1 protein-coding gene is annotated in these 850 nt (G+C 42.2%); it reads left to right on the top strand.

What is annotated here, in order from left to right; all coding sequences use genetic code 11:
• Positions 1-160: 160 nt before the first annotated feature.
• Positions 161-850: hypothetical protein (locus tag ACFILO_RS09570; RefSeq protein WP_375678223.1), on the top strand; the 690-nt coding region annotated here is incomplete at its 3' end.

The following is an 850-nucleotide window of genomic DNA, read 5'->3' as shown; positions in this document are numbered from 1 at the left end:
GGCGTTCTTGATCAAGTTGATAATTTGACATTTGTAGAGGATTGGGCGCGTGAGAATGGGGCTTTTGAGATAGAGATCTTGGGTCGTTTAGGTTGGAAGCGCGCATTGGACAAGCAAGGCTATGGCATAGATATGCTTTATTATAGGAAGGAATTGTGACATGGGGAGCAAGACACCAACAACGACAGAACAGAAGCAGGTGCAGACAAGTGCCCCTCCCGCTTGGATGCAGAATGTCTTTAAGCGTGGGGGTGCAGATGCGTATAATCTGTATGATACAGGGATGGGTGGTAATGTGTATGGGGGACCTCGTGTTGCACCTTTAAGTGCTCCAACTTACCAAGCAATCGGAGGTCTTGGAGCTATTCCTCATCAATATCAAAATTATATGAATCATTTGATGAATACTCCCATGCAGGCAGAAAGAAATATTGGTGAATTGGCTTCTAGTTATAAAGGGGGCTATGATCAGGATTTTGAAGATGTACTTAAAAAATCTATGGATGATGTGAGAGATACGATTAACAGCTCTTTTGTAGGTGCTGGTGGTTATGGATCTGGTGCACATACAAAAGTGTTGGCGCGTGAACTTGATGCATTGTCTAAAAGTGCTAGGATTAATCATTACCGTCAGAATAAGCAGGATATATTACATGCTAATGCCTTACTTGGTGATTTTAATAAGTATCGCTTAGGCATGATAGGCAACTTATTCCCCTCTTATAATAATGCCTATTCGAATATGTTGCAGGGGTCATCTGTTCTTAATGACTACAATCAACGCCTTGTTGATGCCAATCGTGAACGTTGGCTGGAACAAGACAATAGCGGCTGGAATAGGTTGAATATG

Source organism: Bartonella sp. AP72JLCBS (genome assembly GCF_042195705.1).
Taxonomy (GTDB): Bacteria; Pseudomonadota; Alphaproteobacteria; order Rhizobiales; family Rhizobiaceae; genus Bartonella.
This window is presented reverse-complemented; position numbering and strand designations above follow the sequence as displayed.